At 65.0% G+C, this 19,767-nt stretch carries 15 protein-coding genes; 5 read left to right on the top strand and 10 right to left on the bottom strand.

Annotated elements, in window-relative coordinates:
- Window positions 1-11: 11 nt before the first annotated feature.
- Window positions 12-3,401 carry a DUF2126 domain-containing protein gene (locus ACQR3T_RS06800; protein ID WP_428692836.1) on the bottom strand — a complete coding sequence of 1,130 codons (3,390 nt, stop codon included), beginning with the start codon at window positions 3,399-3,401 and terminating at the stop codon, window positions 12-14.
- Window positions 3,402-3,630: 229 nt separating this feature from the next.
- On the opposite strand from ACQR3T_RS06800, the gene ACQR3T_RS06795 reads away from it, so the two are divergent.
- The gene (locus tag ACQR3T_RS06795; protein ID WP_428692835.1) at window positions 3,631-4,641 is read left to right on the top strand and encodes a hypothetical protein; all 1,011 of its coding nucleotides are present in this window, start codon (window positions 3,631-3,633) and stop codon (window positions 4,639-4,641) included.
- A gap of 75 nt (window positions 4,642-4,716) precedes the next feature.
- On the opposite strand, the gene aspS is transcribed toward ACQR3T_RS06795, so the two are convergent.
- Entirely contained in the window at window positions 4,717-6,522 is a 1,806-nt protein-coding gene (aspS, locus tag ACQR3T_RS06790) for an aspartate--tRNA ligase (protein WP_032377786.1), read from the bottom strand.
- Window positions 6,523-6,691: 169 nt separating this feature from the next.
- On the opposite strand from aspS, the gene ypfJ reads away from it, so the two are divergent.
- Window positions 6,692-7,606, top strand: coding sequence for a KPN_02809 family neutral zinc metallopeptidase (gene ypfJ / locus ACQR3T_RS06785; RefSeq protein WP_428692834.1), 915 nt, complete (start codon window positions 6,692-6,694; stop codon window positions 7,604-7,606).
- Window positions 7,607-7,615: 9 nt separating this feature from the next.
- Here the strand turns inward: ypfJ and ACQR3T_RS06780 are convergent, their stop codons facing one another.
- A complete protein-coding gene (locus ACQR3T_RS06780; protein ID WP_428692833.1) occupies window positions 7,616-8,644 on the bottom strand; it encodes an Rv2578c family radical SAM protein in 1,029 nt (342 codons plus the stop codon).
- Window positions 8,645-8,771: 127 nt separating this feature from the next.
- On the opposite strand from ACQR3T_RS06780, the gene ACQR3T_RS06775 reads away from it, so the two are divergent.
- Window positions 8,772-9,242, top strand: a complete 471-nt coding sequence (locus ACQR3T_RS06775) for a DUF3237 domain-containing protein (protein ID WP_428692832.1) — start codon at window positions 8,772-8,774, stop codon at window positions 9,240-9,242.
- 11 nt (window positions 9,243-9,253) lie between these two features.
- Here the strand turns inward: ACQR3T_RS06775 and ACQR3T_RS06770 are convergent, their stop codons facing one another.
- Genes ACQR3T_RS06770 through ACQR3T_RS06760 form a run of 3 tightly spaced genes read right to left on the bottom strand, consistent with a single transcriptional unit; the run spans window position 9,254 to window position 11,848 of the window.
- Window positions 9,254-9,892, bottom strand: a complete 639-nt coding sequence (locus tag ACQR3T_RS06770) for a hypothetical protein (protein WP_428692831.1) — start codon at window positions 9,890-9,892, stop codon at window positions 9,254-9,256.
- Entirely contained in the window at window positions 9,882-11,153 is a 1,272-nt protein-coding gene (gene hisS / locus ACQR3T_RS06765; protein ID WP_428692830.1) for a histidine--tRNA ligase, read from the bottom strand. The genes ACQR3T_RS06770 and hisS overlap by 11 nt, the downstream gene beginning before the upstream one ends.
- Before the next feature lie 2 nt (window positions 11,154-11,155).
- Entirely contained in the window at window positions 11,156-11,848 is a 693-nt protein-coding gene (locus ACQR3T_RS06760) for an MBL fold metallo-hydrolase (RefSeq protein WP_428692829.1), read from the bottom strand.
- Between the two features lie 191 nt (window positions 11,849-12,039).
- Between ACQR3T_RS06760 and ACQR3T_RS06755 the strand changes: the two genes are divergently transcribed.
- Together ACQR3T_RS06755 and ACQR3T_RS06750 are read left to right on the top strand one after the other, a co-directional pair.
- Window positions 12,040-12,903 (top strand): peptidylprolyl isomerase, encoded by an 864-nt coding sequence (locus tag ACQR3T_RS06755; RefSeq protein ID WP_032377781.1) that lies wholly within the window; start codon window positions 12,040-12,042, stop codon window positions 12,901-12,903.
- Window positions 12,900-13,700: a peptidylprolyl isomerase gene (locus tag ACQR3T_RS06750; RefSeq protein WP_428692828.1), complete on the top strand. Its 801-nt coding sequence runs from the start codon at window positions 12,900-12,902 to the stop codon at window positions 13,698-13,700. The genes ACQR3T_RS06755 and ACQR3T_RS06750 overlap by 4 nt, the downstream gene beginning before the upstream one ends.
- 67 nt (window positions 13,701-13,767) lie before the next feature.
- Here the strand turns inward: ACQR3T_RS06750 and ACQR3T_RS06745 are convergent, their stop codons facing one another.
- The 4 genes from ACQR3T_RS06745 to secF all read right to left on the bottom strand — a co-directional run bounded on the left by ACQR3T_RS06745 (window position 13,768) and on the right by secF (window position 19,767).
- Window positions 13,768-16,071 carry a RelA/SpoT family protein gene (locus ACQR3T_RS06745; RefSeq protein WP_052065146.1) on the bottom strand — a complete coding sequence of 768 codons (2,304 nt, stop codon included), beginning with the start codon at window positions 16,069-16,071 and terminating at the stop codon, window positions 13,768-13,770.
- Window positions 16,072-16,319: 248 nt separating this feature from the next.
- Window positions 16,320-16,859 carry an adenine phosphoribosyltransferase gene (locus ACQR3T_RS06740; protein WP_428692827.1) on the bottom strand — a complete coding sequence of 180 codons (540 nt, stop codon included), beginning with the start codon at window positions 16,857-16,859 and terminating at the stop codon, window positions 16,320-16,322.
- Window positions 16,856-18,559: an ABC transporter substrate-binding protein gene (locus tag ACQR3T_RS06735; RefSeq protein ID WP_428692826.1), complete on the bottom strand. Its 1,704-nt coding sequence runs from the start codon at window positions 18,557-18,559 to the stop codon at window positions 16,856-16,858. The genes ACQR3T_RS06740 and ACQR3T_RS06735 overlap by 4 nt, the downstream gene beginning before the upstream one ends.
- 26 nt (window positions 18,560-18,585) lie before the next feature.
- On the bottom strand, window positions 18,586-19,767 hold the full coding sequence (gene secF / locus ACQR3T_RS06730) for a protein translocase subunit SecF (RefSeq protein ID WP_037173860.1): 1,182 nt from the start codon (window positions 19,765-19,767) through the stop codon (window positions 18,586-18,588).

The raw sequence follows: 19,767 nt of genomic DNA, 5'->3' as shown, positions 1-19,767 counted from the left end.
GCAGGTACGCGTCAGGGCGTGTGAACTCCTGTTCGGCGCAGGTCCAACATGCCGGGAGCACTCACATCGATCGCCTGTCGAGCGTGCATCTCGAGCAATCTTGCTACGTCCACCTTGCCCGAGGTGAACCCACCCTCCTCGAAGCGGCCATTACGGCGTGCTTCGGCCTCGACAGAGTTGACGGGTGGACCGTCGTACGACCTACCGCCCGGGTGAACGACATGGTACGAGCATCCGCCCACCGCGCGCCCGGTCTGCATCTCCACGAGATCGAAACGCAGCGGACTCTGTACCTCGATCGTCGGATGCAGAGCGCTCGGCGGCTGCCACGCGCGATACCGCACCCCAGCGACCTGAACGTCCTGTCGATCGGTGCGCAGCAGTGGCACCGGCACCCCGTTGCACGTCAACAAGTATCGACCCGCATCGGCTCCGGCGACCTGGACCTGGATCCGCTCCACCGAGGAATCCACATAGCGCGCCGTTCCCGAGGACGTCGATTCCTCACCGAGGGTGTTCCACGGCTCGATCGCGCCACGTAGTTCGATCTCGGCGTCGCCGACCACGGTGGTTCCGATCCGCGGGAAACGGAACTCGGTGAACGGGTCAAGCCAGCTGGTGTCGAACTCGATGCCGTGCTCGCGAAGGTCCTCCACCACGCGGCCGATGTCGTTGATGACGAAGTGCGGCAGCATGTACCGCCCGTGCAGGTTCGCGCCGTGCCGAATCAGAGGTGCCTGGAGCGGGATGTCCCAGAAGCGCGAGACCATCGAACGCACGAGCAGTGACTGCACCATTGCCATCTGATGATGGGGCGGCATCTCGAACCCGCGCAGCTCGAGCAATCCCAGTCGGCCCCGAGTGGAGTCGGGACTGTAGAGCTTGTCTATGCAGAACTCGGCACGGTGCGTGTTCCCGGTGATGTCGGTGAGCAGGTGACGCAACGCCCGATCCACCACCCAGGGCGACGCAGATCGATCTCCATCGGTCAGTCGCCTGATCTCGCTGAACGCAACCTCGAGTTCGTAGAGCGATTCCTCCCGACCCTCGTCGGCACGAGGAGCCTGCGACGTGGTTCCGATGAATCGACCCGAGAACAGGTACGACAGCGACGGGTGACGCTGCCAATGCGTCAGCAGCGACACCAGCAAGTCCGGTCGACGGAGCACCGGCGAGTCCACGGGTGTGACCCCGCCCAGGGTGATGTGGTTGCCACCCCCGGTTCCGCGAGTGGTGCCGTCGTTGTCGAATCCTTCGGTGCTCAACCGGGACTTGCGTGCCTCGAGGTAGAGGCGTTCCATGAGCTCGTTCTGTTCGGCCCACGAGGACGTCGGTTGAACGTTGACCTCGATCACACCGGGATCCGGTGTGACGGTCAGGGTTTGGATGCGCGGATCCGACGGCGGACCGTAACCCTCGATGACGACCGGCGTGTCGATGGTCGAGGCCGCGTGCTCGACGCGCGAGACGAGGTCGACAAAATCGTCCAAACGATCCATCGGCGGCATGAACACGTGCAGAACGCCGTCGCGGACCTCGGCGACCAGCGCGGTCACGGCGGTGCCGCCTACCCCGGACGTCTCGTTCACCAACTGCGCGTACCGCGACTCGGCCGGATTCACCGCACGCGGCGGTTGCTGCGTCAATTGCCGAATGGGTAGATCGGGAGTGGGCGCGGTGGGATCGGACGGGTTCTCGACCGGACCACCGTCCCAGGAGATCGCGCGGAGCGGCAACCGTAGACCGGCGGGAGAATCGCCCTCCAGCAACACGATTCGGCCTCGGCGCAACTTCCAGTCCGAGCTCTCCCAGCCGGAGCCGTCCTCGGTGCGAGATATCGGCAACACGAACGCCGCAGGCTCGTCCGTGCTGGCATCGAGCCGCTCGAGCAGTTGTCTTCTGGCGTTCGCGGAATCGGCTCCCGGTTCGAGATCGTCGTCGTCGGCCGGCGGGTCACCGTAGGGCTGACGAACCAGGTCCAACAGTTTCACCAGCGGGTCCTCGTAGGCGGGACGGGCTTGTGAGGCAGGCAGTCCGAGCGCCTTGACCAACTCGTCGATCAACTCCTGCGACGCCGAGTTGGCCACCGGCTCCGGGCGAAGGTCCTCGGCCAACCAGGGATCCGCGATCAGATCGGAATCGTGCCACAGGGCTTGACCGTCGGTGCGCCAGAACAGTCCCACCTGCCACCGCGGCAGCGGCTCGCCGGGGTACCACTTGCCCTGACTGCGCTGTACCAGCCCGTCCGGTGCGTAGATGGTCCGAAGGCGTTCGGCCAGCACACTGGCCAGCTTTCGCTTGTGTGGGCCGTCGGCTGTGGTGTTCCACTCCGGGGCTTCCTGATTCTCGATGGCGACGAACGTCGGCTCACCACCGACCGTCAAGCGGATGTCCTGGTCGTGCATCCGCTTGTCGATCTTCTCCGCCGTGACCTTGATCGATTCCCACTGATCGGCCGTGTACGGCAACGTCGTTCGCGGGTCCTCGTGCACGCGAACGACGGTGTTCGAGAAGTCGAGTTCGGCCTTGCACTTGCTCGTCGCACCGGAGATCGCGGCGGCCGTGGACGGGTGCGGCGTCGCCGAGAGTGGGATGTGCCCCTCGCCTGCGAACAGGCCCGACGTCGGATCCATCCCGACCCAGCCCGCCCCGGGCAGATACACCTCGGTCCATGCGTGCAGATCGGTGAAGTCCTCGACAGGACCGGACGGACCGTCCAACGACTTGACGTCCGAGGACAACTGAACGAGATAGCCGGAGACGAAACGCGCGGCAAGACCCATTTGGCGCAGCACCGAAACCAGCAACCATGCCGAGTCACGGCAAGACCCCACAGCGGACGTCAGCGTCAGATCGGGCGTCTGCACCCCGGGCTCCATCCGCACGGAGTAACCGACGTCACCCATGACTGCTTGGTTTGCCATGACGAGAAAGTCGATGGTGCGCAACGACTCTCCACGCTCGACAACGGCTGCCTGCAGTTTCTCCACCCAGGCCGAGACCACCGGACCGGGACCCGAGCCTGCCTTGTCTTCATCCACCGGACGCAGGTACGGCTCCAGATCAGGAAGGTCGTGCTCTTCGTACGCGAATCCGAAGTGCTCCGCCCATTCTTCGACGAAGAAGTCCAGCGGGTTGATCGACGCCATGTCTGCGACGAGTCCGACCGTGATCGACAGATGGTCGGTGCGCTCGGGAAACACCACCCGAGCAAGAAAGTTGCCGAAGACGTCCTGCTGCCAGTTGACGAAGTGTTCCGCTGGTTCGATTTTCAGCGAATACGCCTCGATCGGTGTGCGCGAATGTGGCGCGGGGCGCAACCGAATTTCATGCGGAAAGATCTTGACAGTGCGGTCGAACTGGTAGCTGGTGCGGTGTTCGAGTGCAACCTTGATGCCCACGGCGAGCCCCTCGTGATAGTCCCGGTATGGGTGGAACACACAACCCTAGTAGGGCCGAGCCCGGTGCGCTCGGCAAGAATTCGCGATCGGTGCGCGCGGGCTGGAACATTTCGGACCCCCGCACCGTCCAAATGTCGACGCCTTGACACACAGAACTGTCTACGGTTCGCTCAGCCTGAAAATACGGACGAATCGTCGACGTACTTCGCAAGACACTGAAGGGTGAAACGTGAGTGAAAACCCGCCCAATGGACCGCAATACGGTGGCGACCCCAATCCGGACCAGCCGGACCTGAACAAACCTCAGACGCCAGGCGGCGGCTATCCCCCACCCGGCGGCTACCCCCCGCCCGGCGGATATCCCCCACCGCCCGGGAACTACCCACCCCAGGGCGGCGCACCCGGTGGATATCCCCCACCGCCCGGGAACTACCCACCCCAGGGCGGCGCACCCGGCGGTTACCCACCACCTCCCGGTGCCTACCCACCGCCTCCCGGGAACTACGGAAATTACGGAAACCAGGGCTACGGGCAAGCACCGATGGCCCCCAATCCCGGACGCCTCGACGTCGGTGCGGCGCTGAGCTACGGCTTCGACAAATTCAAGGCCAATGTCGGTCCGTGGCTCGGACTGACCGCCATCGTGCTGGCGGTGGGCGTGGTCGCCTTCGTGGTTACGTTCGCGTCGACCTTCGCTGCTGCGATGGACGCCGGCAATCGAGGTGAGACCCTGGACGTCGGCACGTTCTCCGTACTGTCGATACTCCTGACCGCCGTCGCTACCTTCGTGGGGTACTTCGTCAACGCGGCTTTCGTACGCGGAGCGCTGGACGAGACCGTCGGCCCGCAGAAGCCGACGTTCGGCCGATTCTTCCAACTGACGAATGTGCCTCAGCTCGCCGTCCTGGCCGCGATCTGGACCGTGGTCACCGTGGTGCTCGGATTCATCCCTTTCCTGGGAACGCTCCTGCAGATCGTGTTCGGCGTACTGACAGCCTTCACTCTGACGTTCGCGCTGGACCGGAACCTGGCCGCGTTCGACGCCATCAAGACGAGCGTCGATCTGGTGGTCAAGAACTTCGGCCCCGTCATCCTGCTGATCCTCGCTCTGGCTGCGATCAATATCGTCGGAGCCATACCGTGCGGACTAGGGCTGCTGGTCACCGTCCCAGTTTCGGTGATTGCGCTGAACTACGCCTACCGCGTGCTCACCGGTGGGCCGTTGTCCCCCGCTCGCTGACGTCACAGCTCGATATACGCGAATGTCCCCGTAACGCTCGGCGTTACGGGGACATTCGTGTTCGGAAGTCGACTGTTACGCGTCGACCACAGTCTCGGCCGAAGCTGGAGACTCTTCCTTCTTTTCCGGCTTGAAGTCGACGCCCGATTCCTTACGCTGCTGCGGCGTGATCGGTGCGGGCGCGTCGGTCAACGGGTCGATGCCGCCACCGGACTTGGGGAATGCGATGACCTCACGGATGGAATCGACCCCGGCGAGCAGCGCTGTGATCCGGTCCCAGCCGAACGCGATTCCGCCATGGGGAGGAGCGCCGTAGCTGAAGGCGTCGAGTAGGAAGCCGAACTTTTCCTGCGCCTCCTCCTTGCCGATACCCATGATCGCGAACACTCGTTCCTGAATGTCCTTGCGGTGGATACGAATACTGCCGCCACCGATCTCGTTGCCGTTGCAGACGATGTCGTAGGCGTAGGCCAGAGCAGACCCGGGGTCGGTGTCGAACGTCTCCATCGACTCCGGCTTCGGCGAGGTGAACGCGTGGTGCACAGCCGTCCACGCGCCGGATCCGACGGCTACGTCACCGCTGGCGGTGGCATCGGACGTCGGCTCGAACAGCGGAGCGTCGACGACCCAGACGAATGCCCAGGCGTTCGGGTCGATCAAGTCGAGCTTGCGGGCGATCTCGCCGCGGACGGCACCGAGCAGTCCGCGCGAGGCCCTGACGGGTCCTGCGGAGAAGAAGATCGCGTCGCCGTTGTTCGCACCGACGTGCGCGGCCAGGCCGTCGCGTTCGGCGTCGGTCAGATTCTTTGCGACCGGGCCGCCGAGGGTGCCATCCTCGCCGACGAGAACGTACGCGAGGCCCTTGTGCCCACGTTGCTTGGCGAATTCCTGCCAGCGGTCCAGTTGCTTGCGGGGCTGCGACGCGCCACCGGGCATGACGACCGCGCCGACGTAGGGAGCCTGGAACACCCGGAAGGTGGTCTCGGAGAAGAAGTCCGTGCACTCGACAAGCTCGATGTCGAATCGCAGGTCCGGCTTGTCGGAACCGTAGCGCCGCATGGCCTCGGCGTACGTGATCCGCGGGATGGGCGCGGTGAAGTGATGCCCGACGAGCTTCCACAGCGACGCCAGAATCTCCTCGGCCAACAGGATGACGTCGTCCTGGGTGACGAAGCTCATCTCGACGTCGAGCTGGGTGAACTCCGGCTGGCGATCAGCGCGGAAGTCCTCGTCTCGGTAGCACCGGGCAATCTGGTAGTACCGCTCGATACCACCGACCATCAGCAACTGCTTGAACAGCTGCGGGCTCTGTGGCAGAGCGTAGAAACTGCCCGGCTGCAGACGTGCGGGAACGAGGAAGTCTCGTGCGCCTTCGGGAGTGGAACGCGTCAGCGTCGGGGTCTCGACCTCGACGAACTCGTGATGCGCAAGCACCGACCGGGCGGCAGCGTTGACGTGCGAACGCAGCCGAATGGCACGGCCGGGGCCCTCACGCCGCAGGTCGAGGTAGCGGTACTTCAGACGAGCTTCCTCGCCCGGCTGATCGTCCAGCTGGAACGGCAGCGGTGCGGCCTCGGACAAGACCTCGATCTCGGAGGCCTCGACCTCGATGGCACCGGTGGGGATCTCGTAGTTTGCGTTCCCCTCGGGTCGACCCTCGACCTTGCCGGTCACCTTCACGACGTACTCGGCACGCAGACGGTGTGCCTGCTCGAGTGCTGCTCCCTCGCGGAAAACGACCTGAGACACACCGGATGCGTCACGAAGGTCGATGAAGATGACGCCGCCGTGATCGCGTCGACGGGCCACCCATCCCGTCAGCGTCACGGTTCGGTCGACGTGCTCGGGGCGTAATGAGCCGGCGAGGTGGGTGCGCAGCACGGGTGTCCTTTCGAGAAAAATCCGCTGATCGTGTTCTTCGCTCACCGATCCTACGGAGCACATCACCGTAGAAGGAAACGAGATGCCGTCCCGGCATGCGAAGCTAAGGCCGACAGTGGCGGTATCGGTTCGCATCACAGATGCGGGCTCGGCGGAGGGGAACTCGGTCATGACGTTCAGAGAAGGCTCGCAATCGGAACCGGGCCGAGTCTCGGTCGGCGGCGGCGGGGGCGGCGGACGCGGCAAGTTGGCCATCGGTGGCGGAGCGGGTGGCTTGGTCATCATCGTCCTTGCCCTGCTGTTCGGCGGCGACCCGGGAGCAATCCTGAACCAGATCAGTGGCGGCGACAGTTCCGCCGGACAGAACGACTCCGGGTCGTCCGGAACGCTCGACTGTGACGTCACAGAGGCGAACAGCAATGTCGACTGCCGAGTCGATTTCACGGTAGCGAGCCTCGACACCGTGTGGGAATCGCAGCTGCAATCGCAGACCGGCGTCGCGTACGTCCAGCCGGCTGTCAACCTGTTCTCGGGTGCAACCAACACTGGCTGCGGCAACGCCACCAGCGCCGTCGGGCCGTTCTACTGCCCGGCCGATTCCACCGCATATTTCGACACCAGCTTCTTCCAGGTACTCGTCGACCAGTTCGGCTCCAGCGGCGGACCACTCGCGCAGGAGTACGTGGTGGCGCACGAGATCGGCCACCACATCCAAAATCAGCTGGGTGACATCGGGCGCGCGCAAGCCGATCCGCAGGGACCCGAGTCCGGTGGCGTCAAGGTGGAGTTGCAGGCAGATTGCTACGCGGGCATCTGGGCGCACTACGCAGCCGAGACGGTCGATCCGAAAACCGGGGTTCCGTTCCTCGAGCCGCTGACCTCTACCGACATCGGCGATGCCCTGTCGGCAGCATCGTCGGTGGGCGACGACCGCATCCAGCAGGCTTCGACCGGACGCGTCAACCCCGAGGGCTGGACGCATGGCTCCTCTGCGCAGCGGCAGGCATGGTTCACCGCCGGGTACGAGACCGGACAGGTCGCGGCCTGCGACACGTTCTCGGCGCGCGATCTGAACAACCCGTGATCGCACCGCTCAGAACAGTGTGAGTGCCGGTCCCGAGGTCGCCAGTTCTCGGGGTTCGGCGGGCTCGTTGGCAGGCAAAGACCGGGTTTGTTCTACGGCGAACCCGTATGTCTCGAGCAACGGGTCGATACGCCCTCGGAGCCACTGCCTGTACTCGGGCGTCACGTACGCCCCGTGACCGTAGAGCTGACGGTATCGCCGGACCAACGCCGGGTGCTCCTTCACCAGCCAGCTCATGTACCAGTCCTTGGTGCTGGACCGTAGATGCATCGGCAACGCCGTCACACTCGTAGCTCCCGCGTCGGCCAGTGCGCTGATCAGACCGTCGAGATGCTTGGCACCGTCCGTGAGGAAGGGAATCACCGGTGCGACCAAAACTCCACAATCCAGGCCTGCGTCACGGACGGCACGAATGAGGTCCAATCGTGCACGTGGACTGGGGGTCCCGGGCTCGAGCTGCTTCTGCAGATCGGGGTCGTGGATGGCGAGGCTGATGCTCACGTGCACATCTACCTGCTGAGCAGCCAACGTCAACAAGGGCAGGTCGCGACGCAGCAGTGTGCCCTTGGTCAGGATCGAGAACGGCGTACCGGACTCCGTCAACGCCCGAATGATGCCGGGCATCAACCGGTATCGGCCCTCGGCGCGCTGATAGGGATCGGTGTTCGTCCCGAGCGCTACCGGCTCCCTTTTCCAGGATCGACGTGCGAGCTCTTTGCGTAGGACTGCCGCGACATTGGTCTTGACGACGATCTGCGAGTCGAAGTCGTTGCCGGAGTCGAGGTCCAGGTATTCGTGTGTCGGTCTGGCGAAGCAGTACCGGCACGCATGCGAACATCCCCGCATCGGATTCACGGTCCACGAGAAGGGCACCTGCGATTCACCCGGAACCTCGTTCAGGGCACTCTTGCACAGCACCTCGTGGAAGGTTATTCCCTCGAACTCCGGGGTCTGCACGCTGCGGACGAGCCCGGACCGTTCGAGTCCCGGTAGCGCGCCGTCGTCCGCGGCATCGAGAGTCTGACCGGCCCATCGCATGCACACAGTCGAACATTTGTTCTATGCGGTGTCAAGGTCGGTAGCGCTCCCCCGCATCCCCGCTCGGATCCGGCAGCCGACAAGCGATAGCGTAGGGCGTCAAGTCGATCCTAGGAGTGCACCGCACGTGACCGCCCCGAACACACCGACCCTCGAACCCATTCTGCGCCTGGGACTCACGCTGGGACCGGCCATCGAGATCGGTTCGGTACCCGAAGGCGACCGAGTCGTCACCACCGTCCTCGGCGGGGCCGCCCCGGGCCCGGACATCGAGGGCACTCTGGCTGCTCGATCCACCGTCGTCAGCGTCACACGACCCGACGGATGCACCGAGTTCAGCAGTGATCTCGTCCTCGAATTGGCAACCGGCGGTTACCTTTCACTCGACTATCGCGGGGTTCAGTTCGGCCCGGCCGAGGTCATCGACGCTCTCGACGATCCCGACCGAGAAGTCGACCCTGCTACCTACTACTTCCGTGGCACGTTGCGAGTGTCGACGGCTGTTCCGACGTTCACCTATCTCAACCGTGCACTGGTGGTCACCTCCGGCTCACGATCGGCCGAGGCCGTGGTCCTCGACGCGTTCCTGGTGACCTGATACCTGCTCGTTCACCGGAGCAACTGGGCGACCTCGCGGTCGGTCAGCGTCGCATGCGGAGTACGACCCTTGCTGCGAACCAGTTCGATCGCTCGGTAGAGGGGCCGTTCGTCGAGTCCGGCGTCACGTGCCTCGGCCCGTAGCTGGTCCACCAGGACCGACGCGATGGCCGCCGCCGGGACGAGCTCGGTGGTCCACAGCGAATCGGCGAGGGTGCGTAGGGCGAGGATCGGCAGTTCACGACCCCCACCGTTGGTGTACAGCGCCAGTGGTAGGACTACGCGAGTGCGACCGTCGTAGAGCCGCAACGAGATCTGATCGATCCCGGCCGTGCGAATCGTCAGCTCGGCCGTCACCACCTCCGGCATCTGCAGCCGGCGAGTGCGCAACCCTCGCGCGCAGAGTTGCGGACCATCGAGCCACACCCGCCGACGCAGGCCCAGCCAGCCCGACAGTACTGCGGGGCCACCGATGATCACCCCGACGAGAACGGCAACCCACACCGGCACGAACAGCGCCAGGACGACGGCGAGAACGATCCCGATCGCCGCCGACCCGACAATGATTTTCCGCAGGCGCGGGGCCAGGAACTCCACCGAGACCAGGTCCAAGGCTATCGGCCCGGCAGCGGGCCGAGGGTCATCGGCCAAGGCGGACCCCGAGGGCGTCGACCACGTCGGCCAACGCGACAGTGTCCTGCTCCCCGTTCGAGAGGTCTTTCACCACAACCGATTCCGCCGACAGTTCTTGCTCGCCCAGCACCAGCGCGTATCGGGCACCCGATCGATCGGCTGCTTTCATCGCTCCTTTGATGCCGCGATTTCCGTACGCCATGTCCACTGCGATACCCCGTTCGCGTAGCTGAGCGGCGATATCGACGATCGCCAGTTTGGCTGCGGCACCCATCGGGATGCCGAACACCTGACACCGCGACGTGGCCCCCGCAGTCTTTCCCTCGGCGGCCAGGGCGAGGACGGTGCGGTCGACGCCGAGCCCGAATCCGATACCCGACAACGCTTGCCCGCCCAGCTGTTCCATCAGCCCGTCGTAGCGGCCGCCGCCGCCGATGCCCGATTGCGCCCCCAGCCCGTCGTGCACGAACTCGAACGTGGTCTTGGTGTAGTAGTCCAGGCCGCGCACCATCCGTGGGTTCACCAGATAAGGGACGTTCATCACGTCCAGATACGCCAGGACCTCGTCGAAGTGTTCTTTGGCCGAATCGGAGAGGTGATCGAGCATCAACGGCGCGTCCGCGGTCATCTCGCGCACCTCCGGCCGCTTGTCGTCGAGCACCCGCAGCGGGTTGATCTCGGCGCGCCGACGCGTGTCCTCGTCCAACGGAAGCGCAAAGAGGAACTGCTGCAACAACTCTCGATACTGAGGGCGGCAGGTGTCGTCACCGAGCGAGGTGATCTCCAGGCGGAAACCGGTGAGCCCGAGAGCGCGAAAACCGGCGTCGGCCACGGCTATGACCTCGGCGTCCAACGCCGGGTCGTCGATGCCGATCGCTTCGACACCCACCTGTTGCAGCTGCCGGTACCGCCCGGCCTGCGGGCGCTCGTAACGGAAGAACGGCCCGGAGTAGGCCAACTTCACCGGGAGCGCGCCCCGATCCAATCCGTGCTCGATCACCGCACGCATGACCCCCGCGGTGCCCTCGGGACGCAGCGTCACCGACCGATCTCCGCGATCGGCGAACGTGTACATCTCCTTGCTCACCACATCGGTCGACTCCCCGACCCCACGGGCGAACAGCCCGGTGTCCTCGAAAATCGGCAGTTCGATGTGTCCGTAGCCGGCGTTGCGGGCGGCGTCGAGCAGCCCCTCTCGCACGGCGACGAACTCGGCCGAGTTGGGGGGAAAGTAGTCGGGAATGCCCTTGGGCGCAGAAAAGGTGGTCGGCTTGCTCACGCTCACAGCTTCCCTTGCTCGGGGTCGCCGAGTCCAACGAGGAACGGATTGGACGCACGTTCCTGACCGATCGAACTCTGGCCGCCGTGTCCGGGCAATACCACGGTGTCGTCACCGAGCGGCAGCAATCGGGTCGCGATGGACCGCAGTAGCTGGTCGTGATCGCCGCCGGGTAGATCCGTCCTACCGATCGACCCCGCGAAGAGGGTGTCTCCGGTCAGCGCCAACGGGACCGCACCGTCCGGCCCGTCGGCCCGAGTGAGAAACACCACCGAACCCTGGGTGTGCCCGGGCGTGTGCACCACCGAGAACTCGATTCCGGCGAGATCCAGCTGCTCGCCGTCGGCGAGTTCGATCACCTCGGCCGGTTCGCGGAACTCGATGTCACCCAGCACGGCAGCCAACGCTGGACCCGTTCCCTTGATCGGGTCCGAGAGCATGTATCGATCTTCGGGTGCGATGTACGCAGCAATGCCGTACTTTTCGCAGATCGGCTCGACCGACCACGTGTGGTCGAGGTGGCCGTGCGTGAGCAGCACTGCGGTGGGAGTGAGCGAAGATCGCGTCAGAAAATCGATCAGCGGATCGGCGGCGTCCTGGCCGGGATCGACGACGACGCACTCGGACGCGTCGTCCTGGGCCAGGATGTAACAATTCGTCTGAAACATGCCTGCGGGGAATCCGGTGACGAGCAAACCAATCGCTCCTAAAGGCTGAGGCCGAAGTACCGAACAAGCTTAGTGGGGCCGTTCGGATCGGGTCCCCCCAGCATGCTCTCAGGCATTGATGGCACACTCGCGTTGGCCGATTTCGGCCTGTTACCACACGATCGGTCCGTGCAGCGAGCGGGCGAGGTCGATTTTCGGACAAGCGGGAGGAACACGAATTGCCCAGCAACGAGCAACGGCGCGAGGCTGCCAAACGAAAGCTCGAACGCCAACTCGTACGCCGTGCGGAGCGCGCACGGCGTCGTAAGCAATTGACGATTGCAGGTTCGATTCTCGGTGTCGTCGCAGTCGTGGCCGTCGTCTCGGTCGTGTACGTGGTGACCCGCGGTGACGACGATGCCAGTACCGCCCAGGAATCGACGACGTCCGCACCCGCCGACTCCCTCATCGCGGCGGGACGTTCCGAGCCCCTGCCCGAGACGGTGAACTGCTCCTATCCCGCTGCGGCACAGCCTGCGGCCAAGGAGAACACTCCCCCGCGCACCGACAACGTCCCCACCAGCGACGAGCCGCTGAGCTACAGCATGACCACGAACCAGGGCAATATCGGTTTGACTCTGAACAACCCCGAGTCGCCGTGCACGGTGAACAGTTTCGTCTCGCTCGCCAACCAGGGCTACTTCGACGGCACCACCTGTCATCGACTCACCACCGGTGCCGGTCTTCAGGTGCTGCAATGCGGCGATCCCACGGGCACCGGAAGCGGTGGACCGGGCTACCAGTTCGCCGACGAATTCCCCACCGACACGTTCGCCGAGGGCGACCCCGCTGCGCAGACACCGATCGCGTACCCGCGCGGCACGTTGGCGATGGCCAATGCCGGTCCGGGAACCAACGGCAGCCAGTTCTTCCTGGTCTACGGGGATTCGGAACTGCCGCCTGCCTACACCGCGTTCGGCACGATCGACGAGACCGGCCTCGCCACCCTCGACGCCATCGCGGCCAAGGGAGTGCAGGGCGGCGCATCCGACGGAGCACCCGCCGAGCCGGTCGACATCACGAACATGCTGAGCGACCTGTGAACCGCACCTCTGTCCTACTGACCGGGCTCTCGGCTACCGCTCTGGTGCTGGCCGGCTGCTCCAGTTCGGCCGAACCCGCTGCCCAGCCTGCTGCAGCAACCTCGTCGACGACGTCGTCCGCTCAGGCGGCAACGACAACACAGCGGCCGGCGTTGGACCTGTCTCGGTTCGGTGCGCTGCCAGCCGTGCCACAGCCGACGACCGACACTGTGTCCTGCGCCTATCCGGCGGAGACGCCGGCCGCGAAGGAGGTCAATCCACCTCCCGTCGACAATGTCGACGTGTACGGAACCGTCGACGTCGCACTGGCCACCAGCCAGGGGCCGATCGACATCACGCTGGACCGGACGCAGGCACCGTGCACGGTCAACAGCGTCGTCAGCCTCGTCCAGCAGGGATACTTCGACGGCTCTCCCTGCCACCGGTTGACCACGTCACCGGGCCTCGAGGTGCTCCAGTGCGGCGATCCGTCCGGATCCGGTCGAGGCGGACCCGGATACAGCTTCGCCAACGAGTACCCCACGACGACATACACCAGCGATCCCGCACAGGCCGAGAATCCGGTGGTCTACCCCCGCGGGACGCTCGCGATGGCCAATGCCGGTCCCGACACCAACGGCAGCCAGTTCTTCCTGGTGTACGCCGATTCTGTGCTGCCGCCGCAGTACACGGTGTTCGGCACCATCTCCGAGAGCGGACTGGCCACCCTCGACGCCATCGCGGCGGGAGGGGTGACCGGAGGCTCCGAGGACGGCGCGCCTGCGAACCCGGTGATCCTGGAATCGGCAACGGCGTAGATTGATTCGAAATACGAGAGGGTGAGCAGAAAATCTCTGCTCACCCTCTCGTCGTTGTCGGGACCGCTCAGGCGGCCGATGTCAGCCGGTAGACGTCGTAGACGCCCTCGACATTGCGGACCACGTTCAGCACGTGACCGAGATGCTTGGGATCACCCATCTCGAACGTGAATTTGCTGATCGCAACCCTGTCTCCCGACGTGGCGACGGATGCCGAGAGGATGTTGACCTTCTCGTCGGCCAGCGCCTTGGTCACATCGGAGAGCAGTCGGTGGCGGTCGAGTGCCTCGATCTGAATGGCCACCAGGAACACCGAGGACGCCGACGGTGCCCACTGAACCTCGATGAACCGCTCGGACTGCTCCTCGAGTGAGCGAGCGTTGGTGCAGTCGGTGCGATGCACGCTGACCGAACCGCCGCGGGTGACGAATCCGAGGATCTCGTCTCCTGGCACGGGAGTACAGCACTTCGCGAGTTTCGCGACGACGCCGTCCGCACCGGTGACCAACACCCCGGCATCGCCGACCTGGCGAGGACGGGTAGGAATTGTCGACGGAGTCGACCGCTCGGCGAGCTCTTCCTCGACATCGCCGACACCCCCGAGATGAGCGACCAAACGCTGCACCACGTGGCGAGCGGACACGTGATTCTCGCCGACCGCGGTGTAGAGCGCCGAGACATCGACGTACCGCAATTCGTGCGCGATGGCCGACATCGATTCGGCATTCATCAACCGCTGCAACGGTAGTCCGCCTCGGCGCACCTCCTTCGCGATGGCGTCCTTGCCGGCCTCGAGTGCTTCCTCGCGGCGCTCCTTGGCGAACCACTGACGAATCTTGGTCTTCGCTCGCGGCGATGCCACGAATCCCTGCCAGTCCCGGCTCGGTCCGGCGGTGGCGGCCTTGGAGGTGAACACCTCGACCACTTCACCGTTGTCCAGGGTGCGCTCGAGTGCGACAAGTCGACCATTGACGCGTGCGCCGATACAGCGATGGCCCACCTCGGTGTGTACCGCGTAGGCGAAGTCGACCGGACACGAACCGGCAGGCAGGGTGACAACGTCGCCCTTGGGCGTGAAGACGAAGATCTCCTTGACCGCGAGGTCGTAGCGCAGCGACTCGAGGAACTCTCCTGGATCGGCTGCTTCACGTTGCCAGTCGAGCAGTTGGCGCATCCACGCCATGTCGTCGACCTCGGCGTTGTCCTGAGAGTGCTTGCCCTTGGTCTCCTTGTACCGCCAGTGCGCAGCAATTCCGAACTCTGCCGTCCGGTGCATGTCCCGCGTGCGGATCTGCACCTCGAGAGGCTTGCCTTCGGGTCCGATCACCGTGGTGTGCAAAGACTGGTAGACGCCGTAGCGCGGCTGGGCGATGTAGTCCTTGAAGCGGCCCGCCATCGGCTGCCACAGCGAGTGCACGACCCCCACAGCGGCGTAGCAGTCACGGATCTCGTCGCACAGGATCCGTACACCCACGAGATCGTGGATGTCGTCGAAATCGCGGCCCTTGACGATCATCTTCTGGTAGATCGACCAATAGTGCTTCGGCCGTCCCTCGACCACGGCGCTGATTCTCGACGCGGCCAAGGTCGCGTTGATCTCGGCCCGCACCTTCTCGAGGTAGGTGTCGCGTGACGGTGCCCGATCGGCGACGAGACGAACGATCTCGTCGTACTTCTTGGGGTGCAGGATAGCGAACGCCAGGTCTTCGAGCTCCCACTTGACCGTGGCCATTCCCAGCCGATGCGCAAGCGGCGCAATGACTTCCAGCGTTTCCTTCGCCTTGCGGGCCTGCTTCTCCGGCGGCAGGAACCGCATGGTGCGCATGTTGTGCAGTCGGTCTGCTACCTTGATGACGAGCACCCGCGGATCTCGCGCCATCGCAATGATCATCTTGCGAATGGTCTCGCCTTCGGCCGCGGTTCCGAGAACCACCTTGTCGAGTTTGGTCACCCCGTCGACCAGATGGGAAACCTCCTCGCCGAATTCCTCGGTCAACTTGGCGAGCGAATACCCGGTGTCCTCGACCGTGTCGTGCAGCAACGCCGCGACCAGCGTCGTGGTGTCCATTCCCAGCTCGGCGAGGATGTTCGCCACGGCGAGCGGATGGGTGATGTACGGATCGCCGGACTTACGCATCTGCGATGCATGCAACTCGTCCGCGACGTCGTAGGCCCGCTGCAACAACGCGAGATCGGCCTTGGGGTAGAGCTCGCGGTGCAGGCTGACGAGAGGTTCGAGCACCGGCTTGACGGCGGCGCTGCGTCCGGCGGTGATGCGTCGCGCCAGACGGGCCCGCACCCGCCGTGACGCCGACGTCGGTACCGGTGCCGAATTGCGCGTTCCGGACGGAGCCTGCGCGTCGTTCGGCACAGAATCGGGGGAAGCAGAATCACGGGACACTGGGGGCTCGACTGCGGGACCGGTGTCACCGGAGCCGGTCTCGCCCTCGGTCACGACGTCGACTCCGGCCTGATCGGAAACGTCAGGCCTTTCGGGGACGGCGGGCCCATCCGGCAAGGGCTGATCGATGTAACGGGTCACTCTCATCACCTCCTGCCACGGGCTCCACGCTGTCGCCGGACGCATCCGGAGAACGCATTATGTAGAGACTTTAGTCCTCATACTCGAACCAGGCAGGCGAGCGGGTAGTCACTGCACCTCTCACGCCCTCCCAGGGCCGTGATCTCGAGAACGACGGCGGCACCGACTATCACCGCACCCTGATCGGCCAACAACCGTGCGGTCGCGTCGACGGTACCGCCCGTCGCCAGCACGTCGTCGATCACCAACACCCGCCGTCCAGCCAGCTCGATCGCCGTCGGGATCTGCAACTCGGCGGTCCCGTATTCGAGGTCGTAGGAGCGCGAATGCACCGGAGGTGGCAGCTTGCCCGCCTTGCGCACTGCCAGCACACCGCAGCCCAGCTGCAGGGCCACACCGGCACCCAGCAGAAAGCCACGCGCGTCGATTCCCGCAACCAGATCGACATCGTGGTGGCCCTGCGCCAACTCCGACACGACGCTGCGCAAGGCGCTGCCGTCTGCGAACACCGGCGTCAGATCGCCGAAACGCACTCCGGGAACGGGGAAGTCGTCGACCCACCGCGTCAGCCGAGCCACGGCAGCGACTGAGTCTGCCCGATCACCTGCGTCGTTCATCGAAGAAGAACCCACCGATCCATGTTCCATCCGGCACCAGCGGCCGTCGGGTTGGGCACCACATCCTGCATTCCGTCGCTGACGACGGTGGTGCGCGGCTCGTTGTACAGGGGAAGCGACGGCATGTCGTTCCACAGGATGTTCTCGCCCTCCGTGGCGAGAGCCAGCACTCGCTCGGGGTCATCGGTCACCGCCAGCTGATCGACGATGGAATCGATCCTGCCGTTGCTGTAGCCGCCGACGTTCAGTCCGATTCCCGTCCTCAGCGAATACCGCGCGACAGCTCCGCCTGCCGACCCCGATGGCCCGGGCAGCGAACCACTGCTGCCCAGCACCGCGTCGACGGCACCGCCGCGCAGGGCCGACGGCGTGAACTCCGGCGAGCTCGCATCGACGACGGTGATTCCGGCTGCAGCGCAGTCGGCAGCCATGCGGCCGACTTCCTGTGCGCGACGAGCATCCGGTCCCCGGTAGCCGACGCGAACGGTGAGGGCACTCTCGCCTGCCGCAGCAAGTTCCTTGCCCGCCTGATCCAGGTCCGAGCGCCGATACCGATCGCCGACGACGGTTGCGACCGCCGGATACTCGAGGGTGTCCAGTTGCACCAGCCGAGCGTCGACGATTCCCGAGCCGAGCCCGGCCGCTGGAGCGTCCGATCCCGGGTGCCCGAGCGTGTCGAACAGATCCGATCTCGGAATGCACGCGGCCACCGCTCGTCGCGCGCTCGCGTCGGCCAGCACCCCTTGTGTGGCGAAGGTCAACTGTTCGAGGCCTCGTGACGGTTCCTCGCTGGTCACGAATCCCTCGGTCGTGCCGAGATCGATGGCACCCGCACCGTGGTCGAGCACGTCGAGCGAGCCGTCCGCCACCTTGGCAGCCACGTCGGTGCCCTTGGGCCAGACGACGACCTGCTCGGTTTCGGGCGGAATTCCCCACCAGGCCTCGTTCGCGACGAGAACAAGACCTCCGTCGGCGGTGTACGACTCGACGCGGTACGGCCCGGCCGAGGGCAGCAACGAAGTGTCGATCGCGCCGGGCGTCAGTGTCCACCCGGTGTTCCAGAATTCGGCGATGCGGCCCACGACATCGTTGTCGTCAGCCAGGATGGGATCGACGACATTCGGCACTCCTGCCGCCCGGGCCGCAACGTGCGCGGGCAACAGATCGGTGGCACCGAACAGGGCACGCCAGTTCTGGTAACTGCGCCCTGGAGCGAACACGACCGTGGCCTCCTTGGCCCCGGGGACGCAGTCGATGCGTTGGATGTCCGAGTACCCGGCCGACGACGCCGCGTCGAACAAGGGACCGTCGGCGGCGAATCGGCCGCTGTTCGCAGCCCAGGCCAACACGAGGTCATCGCAGGCCATCGGTGCACCGTCGGAGTACTTCGCCGCTGGGGCAATGGAGTACTGCACGGTCAACGTGTCACCGGGAACCACTTCCGTGGTCCCGATATCGTTGTCCGACAACGCATCCCCCTCGGGCCCGAGGTAGCTGAAGCCCACCTGCACCCGGGTGAACGCCTGCCGAGCTCCCGACGCCGCGCCGTCGACCGTTCTCGCGTTGTACGTGTCGACGACGTTGTCGAACGAGTAGCCGATCGAGGGAACCTTGTCCTCGGGCGACGAACACGCGGTGATGGACACCGCAGCGACACCCGCCGCCACCAGTGCCGCGCTCCACCTGCGTTTCACGTGCACTCTCCGTCCCAGTCGAGGGTGGATATCTACCGTCGCTTCTTGTTTCGCTTTCCGGTGGGCCGGTTACCCGGCTGCGGAGTGGACGCCTTGGTGGTGGACACTCCGACGGCCACCGGTTCGGGAGCGAGACCGGCCGCGCGGGCAGCCGCATCGGCCCGCTTGGAGTGGACCTTGCGTGTGTGCGCAGCGACCGGGCCCCACTTCTCCTTGAGCGTCACCAGCAGCGGAGTAGCGAAGAAGATGGACGAGTAGGCACCGACGATCATGCCGACGAGCTGCACCAGCGCCAGGTCCTTGAGTGTGCCGACTCCGAGCAGCCAGACCGCGACGATCATGAGCGCGATCACCGGCAGAACACCGATGACGGTCGTGTTGATCGAGCGCATCAGGGTCTGGTTGACGGCGAGGTTGGCCTGCTCTGCGTACGTCTTGCGGTGCAGGTTCAAGATCCCGCGAGTGTTTTCCTCGACCTTGTCGAACACCACCACCGAGTCGTACAACGAGAAACCGAGGATCGTCAGCAGTCCGATGACCGTTGCAGGAGTCACCTCGAACCCGACGATCGAATACACGCCTGCAGTGACGACGAGGTCGAATCCCAGAGCAGCCAGAGCGGCGAACGCCATATCCCGTTCGTATCGGACAGCGATGTAGATGCTGACGATGACCAGGAACACCGCGAGCGCGATCAACGCCTTCTGGGTGATCTGGCCACCCCAGGTCTCACTGACGTCGGACACGCTGATCGCATTGGGAGTAGCGGTGCCGCTGTTGTCCTGCGGCTCGAAGGCCTGGAACAACGCCTGACGCAAGCTGTCCACTTCACCGGGGTCGAGAGCCTCGGAGCGAATCTGCACGGTTGCTGCCGCGCCCGAGCCGACCGTCTGCACCGACACCGGGGGCATACCCAGCGAGTCGTTGTACACGGTTTCGACCTGCTCGGTGGAGATGTTGTCGGCGGCCGGAAGGGCAATACGAGTCCCGCCCTCGAAATCGATGCCGAGCGTGAATCCGCGCACGAGGAAGCTCAGCAGGCACACCAACACGATGACACCGGTGAGGATGTAGTAGAAGCGGCGACGACCGACGATGTCGAAGGCACCGGTTCCGGTGTAGAGCCTGGACAGCCAGCTGTGCTTGGGCTGGGTGGACTGGTCGACACTCGAGTCGTCGAGGGGCGACGGGGTCGACGTGGTCGTATCCGACAT

This window comes from Rhodococcus sp. IEGM1428 (assembly GCF_050321865.1).
In the GTDB taxonomy this organism is placed as follows: Bacteria; Actinomycetota; Actinomycetes; order Mycobacteriales; family Mycobacteriaceae; genus Rhodococcoides.
This window is presented reverse-complemented; position numbering and strand designations above follow the sequence as displayed.